Source organism: Mycobacterium colombiense, from assembly GCF_001665835.1.
GTDB lineage: Bacteria > Actinomycetota > Actinomycetes > Mycobacteriales > Mycobacteriaceae > Mycobacterium > Mycobacterium colombiense_A.
In genome coordinates, this window is sequence record NZ_LZSX01000095.1 from 1 (window position 1) to 6,798 (window position 6,798).

Annotated in this window: 5 protein-coding genes; all 5 read left to right on the forward strand. The window is 61.8% G+C overall.

The window, feature by feature from the left end:
* Window positions 1-958 (forward strand): thioesterase domain-containing protein (locus A5760_RS23715; protein WP_231122726.1); only part of this gene is annotated, 958 nt, incomplete at its 5' end.
* Window positions 959-983: 25 nt separating this feature from the next.
* Window positions 984-1,847: an aspartyl/asparaginyl beta-hydroxylase domain-containing protein gene (locus tag A5760_RS23720; protein WP_196772190.1), complete on the forward strand. Its 864-nt coding sequence runs from the start codon at window positions 984-986 to the stop codon at window positions 1,845-1,847.
* Between the two features lie 4 nt (window positions 1,848-1,851).
* Entirely contained in the window at window positions 1,852-3,363 is a 1,512-nt protein-coding gene (locus tag A5760_RS23725; RefSeq protein ID WP_419538274.1) for an MFS transporter, read from the forward strand.
* 540 nt (window positions 3,364-3,903) lie between these two features.
* On the forward strand, window positions 3,904-4,131 hold the full coding sequence (locus A5760_RS23730) for an MbtH family protein (protein ID WP_064885382.1): 228 nt from the start codon (window positions 3,904-3,906) through the stop codon (window positions 4,129-4,131).
* Window positions 4,115-6,798 (forward strand): non-ribosomal peptide synthetase (locus A5760_RS23735; protein WP_231122727.1); only part of this gene is annotated, 2,684 nt, incomplete at its 3' end. The genes A5760_RS23730 and A5760_RS23735, both read left to right, overlap by 17 nt.

Below are 6,798 nucleotides of genomic sequence, written 5' to 3' on the forward strand. Positions count from 1 at the left end.
GGTCGGAGTCGACGACTCCTTCTTCGACCTGGGCGGAGACTCACTATCCGCAATGCGGGTAATCGCCGCAATCAACAAGTCCTTGGATACCAGCCTTGCGGTGCGCACCTTATTCCAGGCACCGTCGGTGAGAAGCTTGAGCCAGCAGCTGGGCCAGGATGCCAGCGAGGTGGAAGTAGTCCCCGTTGAGTTCCTCAAGCAGGGCGCCGGCGTTCCGCTGTTCTGCATTCATCCCGCGAGTGGGCTGGTCTGGCCGTATCACGCTCTGGGCAATTTTTTGGACTGCCCGATCATTGGAATTCAACAAACCCTGCAAAACGGCGAGGCCGAACCTGCGTCGATCCTCGATATGGCCAAAACCTATGCCGACCGGATCCAAGGGATTGATCCTACCGGGCCCTACAATCTCCTCGGCTGGTCTTTTGGAGGCGTCGTCGCCCATGAAATTGCCATCGAGCTTCAGCGACGCGGATTCTCAATCTCACGCCTTATCCTTCTCGATGCTTTACTCATCAACGAAAGCAGTGATGTCCCGAATAGCGCTGTTTTAGTCGAGAAGGCACTCGAAGAAGTTTTACGGTTCTGTCGTGTAGGCATTCCCGATCAGGATGCGCCGCTCACCTATGAGCGGGTAGAGGAACTACTTCGCGAACGAGGGATTGTCGATTTTCCTCGATACAAGCCGCTGCTTGATCTGATTGTTCGAAACGACGATACGAATATCGGGTTGGCGCGAGCCCACGAACCCGGCGTCTTCGATGGTGACGTAGACATATTCTCTGCTGTGGCGGATGAGGGCGATCAGAGTATGCAAGATTGGCGGCCTTATGTCACTGGCAGCATTAACAGTTACCCGATTGGATGTATGCATCAAGAAATGATGAGCACCGAATCGCTCACCCTGTATGGCCAACGACTCAAAGTTCTAGTAGAAACCGAAGGTGCGTGCATAGAATGATTGCCGCGAAAGTGCTTTCCCGAATTTGGGCAAGATCGATATCACACTCAGAGAGGGGCTAGGCTCCATGCAAAAAATCGAGAAGGATTTGTTCGGTCGCGTGGTGGAGAGCGAGACGCCGCCGCAAGGATTCTTGTTGCGAACGCGTATCTGGCTCTACCAATTAATACAAAACATGTTCTTCGGGTTCGAAAACTTCATTGGGCGTGCCTCGACGTACGGCGACCAAGAGTTTTTCGATCCCAAGGACTTTCCGTGGGTCGAGGGGGTCGAGGCTGATTGGCACAAGGTCCGTGCCGAGCTCGATGCGCTTCTGCCCTATGCGGCGAACATCCCCGCCTTTCAGGAGCTCCAGCCGGCCCAGAAGGCGCTCACTCAAGACGACGGCTGGAAAACGTTCTTCTTCTACGCCTACGGTCTCAAGGCGCGGGGGAATTGCCGCCGCTGTCCGGAGACAACCAAGCTCCTCAAGCAGATACCGGGCATGAAGACCGCGTTCTTTTCGATCCTCGCGCCCGGCAAGCACCTGCCGCCACATCGTGGTCCCTGGAAGGGCGTGCTCCGCCTCCATCTCGCGCTGCTCATTCCCGAGCCGGCCGAGATGTGTGCCATCCGAGTCGGGACGCAGACCCGTAATTGGCAGGAGGGCAAGGTGATGATCTTCGATGACACCTACGAGCACGAGGCTTGGAACCGGACCGACGGGGTACGGGTGATCCTTTTTGTCGACATCATGCGGCCGATGCGCTTCCCGGCGAATGTGGTGAACACGGTGTTCACATCGGTGATCGCGATGCCTTTCGTGCCTCTCACCGGCCTCGCCGGCAACTACCTTCGCTGGGAAAAGCGTTTCGAGGCCCTCGTCAATCAGGGCGCCGCGGCGAAGTAGCGGTTTGAAGATGTCTACCGAACCGACCACGCTTCACCCTACGAAGAGATACGTTCCGGCATTCCTGCGGTCTCGCCGGTTCGCCGTAATTGTCGCGATCGGCGGCATGCAGCTGATGGTGGCGATGGACGGGCCCGTCGCGATCTTCGCGCTTCCTAGGATCCAGAACGAGCTGGGCCTGTCGGATGCCGGGCGGAGCTGGGTGATTACCGCCTACATGCTGACCTTTGGCGGCCTGATGCTGCTGGGTGGCCGCCTCGGTGACACTGTCGGCCGCAAGCGCGCATTCATCATCGGGGTCGCGCTGTTCACTTTCGCCTCGACGTTGTGCGGCATCGCCTGGGACGGAAGCACGCTGATATCGGCACGGCTGCTGCACGGCGCGGCCGCCGCGATCATCGCACCGACCAATTTGGCGTTGATAGCGACGACGTTTCCGAAGGGGTCGACACGCAATGCGGCGACGGCGGTGCTCGGCGCGATGACCGGTCTCGGCGGGGTGCTGGGCCTGGTGGTGGGCGGGGCACTCACAGACGTGTCGTGGCGGCTGGCGTTTTTGGTGAACGTACCGATCGGGCTGGCGGTGATCTACCTGGCCGTCATCACGCGGCAGGAAACGCAGAAGGAGCGGATGAAGCTCGACGCCACTGGGGCGGTACTGGCCACGTTGGCCTGTACCGCCGCCGTCTTCGGTCTCTCGATGGGCCCGGAGGCGGGGTGGCGGTCGGCCATCACGATCGGTTCAGGCTTGGTGGGTCTCGCCGCTTTCGTGGCGTTCATCGTGGTGGAGCGGACCGCCGAGAACCCCATCGTGCCGTTCAACCTGTTCTTCGACCGCAACCGGCTGGCTGCGTTCGCGGCCACGTTCCTTGCCGGTGGAGTGTTTTTCACCCTGACCGTGCAAGTCGGCCTGTACGTGCAGACCATCATGGGCTACAGCCCGCTGCGCGCTGGCATCGCCTTCATCCCGTTCGGCATCGGTGTGGCCATCGGGGTGGGTGTGGCATCGAAGATGGTGATGTGGTTCCCGCCGCGGGTGGTGGTGATCGCCAGCGGCAGCCTGATTCTGGTCGCGACGCTGTACGGCGCGACACTCAACGCCAGGATCCCCTACTTCCCGAATCTTGTTTTGCCGCTCCTCATTGGCGCTACTGGTCTCGGCGCGATCTTCGTCCCGCTCACGCTGTCGGTAATCGCCAGCGTCGGCTTCGACCGCATCGGGCCCACATCGGCGATTTCAGTGATGCTGCAGACCTTGGGAGGACCGCTGGTTCTGGTCATCGTCTCGGCCGCCGTCACCTCGCGCACACTATCCCTGGGCGGCACTCTCGGTCCGGTCAAGTCCATGAACGCCGCCCAGTTGCATGCGCTGGACCGCGGCTACACCTACGGAATGCTGTGGCTGGCCGGGGTAGTCGTGCTGCTCAACGTGGTGGCGCTGCTGATCGGGTACACCGCCGCGCAGGTGGCCCACGCGCAGGAAGTCAAGAAAGCCATCGACGCCGGGGAGCTGTAGCTCGCAGTCGGCCACGTGTCTAATTACCGCCGACGAGACTGCTTGTCGCAGTCCCGAGGATGTCGGACGTCTACCGGGTCTTCGCGATGCGCGGCGTCAAACACAAGGCGCCACCGGCTCATCCACTTACCAATCTGAAACAGGCCCAGGGCAAATGACGAGTTCTGCCCGCCGTACGGGGTGTCCAGCAACGGCCCTCATGGTCGTCGCGGCCGAGATCCGAGTCCCTGCATAATGGCCAAAGCTGGCACTCTCGACGAAACACGCTGTTGCAGAATGCAATCCGCACCAGCACGCGCAGCTTTGTGAGCGTTTGCCTGTCACTACGCAAGCAATTCTGCTGGTTTGCGTCTACCACTCGATGTGCGCGTAGTGACTACGCTACCCGGCTTAATAAGCCAGACAGCGGGTTTGAAACGCATAACGCTCGGGATCATGCAACGGGCCGGGACCGTTGCCGGGCCAAGCCCTAGAGCAACTGGTCGAAATAGCTAGTGCAGCGAACTGTTCGACCCATGCCGAGCGAAATTTGGAGGACCGGTGAGTACCAACCCGTTCGACGATGACAATGGCAGCTTCTTCGTCTTGATCAACGACGAAGAGCAGCACAGCCTGTGGCCGGCGTTCGCCGAGATTCCAGCCGGCTGGCAGATGGTTTACGGGGAAGCGGATCGCCCTGCGTGCCTGGAGTACATCGAGCAGAACTGGGCCGACATCCGTCCGAAGAGTCTGCGCGAGAGGCTGGCGGGCCGTGGTTTTGATCGTTGAACCGTGTGGGCGGCTGACGGATCCCGACGCCCACGCATACCCGTTGACGCGCGGACAGCTAGGCATTTGGCTTGCGCAGGAAACGGGTCAACTCGGCACGGAGTGGCAGCTTGGCCTGTTCGTCAAAATCGAGGGCACGGTAGACCGTGAGGCCCTCCAGCGGGCGATCAGCCAAGCGGTGCAAGAGGCCGAGGCATGCAGGGCCACCTTCTTCGAGGTGGATGGCCAAGTTTTCCAGCGGGCGATGGACTACCCGGAGGTCGAGCTGGCCTTCTATGACCTGACCGGTTCGGACCATGCCGTGCAGGATGCCCATGAACTGGCATCCTCGATCCAACGCACGCCGATGCCGTTCGCCGGCCCGCTGTTCAATTTCGCGCTATTCCAGACGCGGCCCGACGAATATTTCTGGTTCGTCTGCAGCCACCACATAATCGTGGACGGAACCGGCATCGGCCTCGTAGGCCGTCGGATTGCAACTATCTACTCTGCAATTGTTTCCGGCACGCCCATTTCGCCTGCGTTCTTTGGCTCGCTGCAGGACCTGGTCAGCAGCGAGTCGGAGTACGAAGCGTCCACCGATTATCTGGAAGATCAGGCCTACTGGAGCGAGAACCTTCCCCAGAAAACCGGACCGGATTATCGGTTGCCTCAGGACGCGAGCGATCGGGACTCGTATTGGCCGTCTGACCCAGTTCAATTGGACCCGTTCGTCGTCGGGCGAATCAAAGAACTAGCCAAGAGGTTGGGTATCCGTCGATCATCTGTCCTCACCGCGGCCTGCGCGCTGTTGGTGGGCGGGTTCGACGCTGACGCTTCAGAGGTGGTGCTCAACTTCCCGGTCAGCAGGCGAATGCATCCGGCCTCAAAGCTGCTTCCCGGGATGCTCGCCGGGGTGGTACCGCTGGTCTTGAGGGCGTCGCCGGAATCGTTGGTCGGCGATTTCTGCAAGCACGTAGACACGCGAGTACGAGAAGCGCTGAAACATCAGCGATTTCCGGTGCACCTTCTCGAGGGCGACGGTGATGTTCGCGGCCTCGGGCGGGCGGCAAATCGCGTAGTGCTGAATTTCGTGCCGGCCAGACTGACCCTGGATCTCGCTGGTGTTCCGGCAACGGCGACCTATACCACTTTTGGCCCGATAGGTCACTTCGGGCTGTTGTTCTATGGGGTCGGTGACGAGCAGCTTTTCAGCACGGCGGGTGCCGGGCAACCGTTTTCGGATTTCGACCCCGCGGATTTAGCGCGGCGGTTGGAGCGGCTATTGGTGGCGATGACCGCCGACCCGTCGCGGTTGCTGTCGTCGATGGACGTGCTGGATGCCGGTGAGCCTGCCCGACTGGATAGGTGGGGTAATCGGTCGGTGTTGACCGAACCGGTGAGCACGCCGGTGTCGATTCCGGCATTGTTCGCCGCACAGGTGGCCCGCGCCCCGGAGGCGGTGGCGCTGGTATGTGAGGGCCGATCACTGACCTATCGGGAGCTCGATGACGCGGCCAACCGGTTGGCGCACCTGCTGATCGGTCACGGCGTTGGACCGAATACGTCTGTGGCACTGCTGCTTTCGCGGTCGGCCGAGGCGATCGTGGCGATCTTGGCGGTGCTGAAGAGCGGGGCGGCCTATCTGCCGATCGACCCGGCGCTGCCGGCGGCCCGGATCGAGTTCATGCTCACCGACGCTGCGCCGATGGCCGCAATCAGCACCACCGATCTGGCCGAGCGGTTGGATGGGTTTGACCTGGTGGTCATCGATGTCAACGACGAGGCCGTGGAAGCGCAACCCAGCACAGCGGTCTCGGTACCGGCCCCTGACGACCTGGCCCACATCATTTACACCTCGGGCACCACCGGGGTGCCCAAAGGCGTGGCCGTCACGCACCACAATGTCGTCCAGCTCTTCGACTCATTGCAGATTGGCGTGGAGCTGACGCCGGAACAAGTTTGGACGCAGTTCCACTCCTACGCCTTTGACTTTTCGGTCTGGGAGATCTGGGGCGCGTTGTTGCACGGCGGGCGGCTGGTGGTGGTGCCCGAGTCGGTGTCTCGTTCACCGCAAGAGTTTCACGCACTGCTCGTCAGTGAAGGCGTAACGGTGCTGAGCCAGACTCCGTCTGCGGTGAGCGTGCTCTCGCCGGAGGGGCTGGAGTCGGCGGCATTGGTGATCGGCGCCGAGCCGTGCCCGCCGGAGTTGGTGGATCGGTGGGCGCCGGGGCGGGCGATGGTCAACGTCTACGGCCCGACCGAAACCACGATGTGGGCGTGCAAGAGTGCGCCGCTGACAGCGGGATCGGGGTTCCCGCCGATCGGTTCGCCGGTGACGAGGGCGGCGTTTTTTGTGCTCGACGAGTGGTTGCGTCCGGTGCCGGCCGGGGTGGTTGGCGAGTTGTATCTGGCCGGTGAAGGGGTCGGGGTCGGCTACTGGCGCCGAGCTGCGCTGACCGGGTCGCGGTTTATGGCCTGCCCATTCGGGAAGCCGGGGGCGCGGATGTATCGCACCGGGGATTTGGTGCGATGGGGCGTCGATGGGCAGCTGCAGTACCTGGGCCGCGCCGATGAGCAGGTCAAGGTCCGCGGGTATCGCATCGAGTTAGGTGAAATCCGTGCGGCGCTGGCCGGATTGGCCGGGGTGGAGCAGGCGGTGGTGGTTGCCCGCGAGGACCGCCCCGG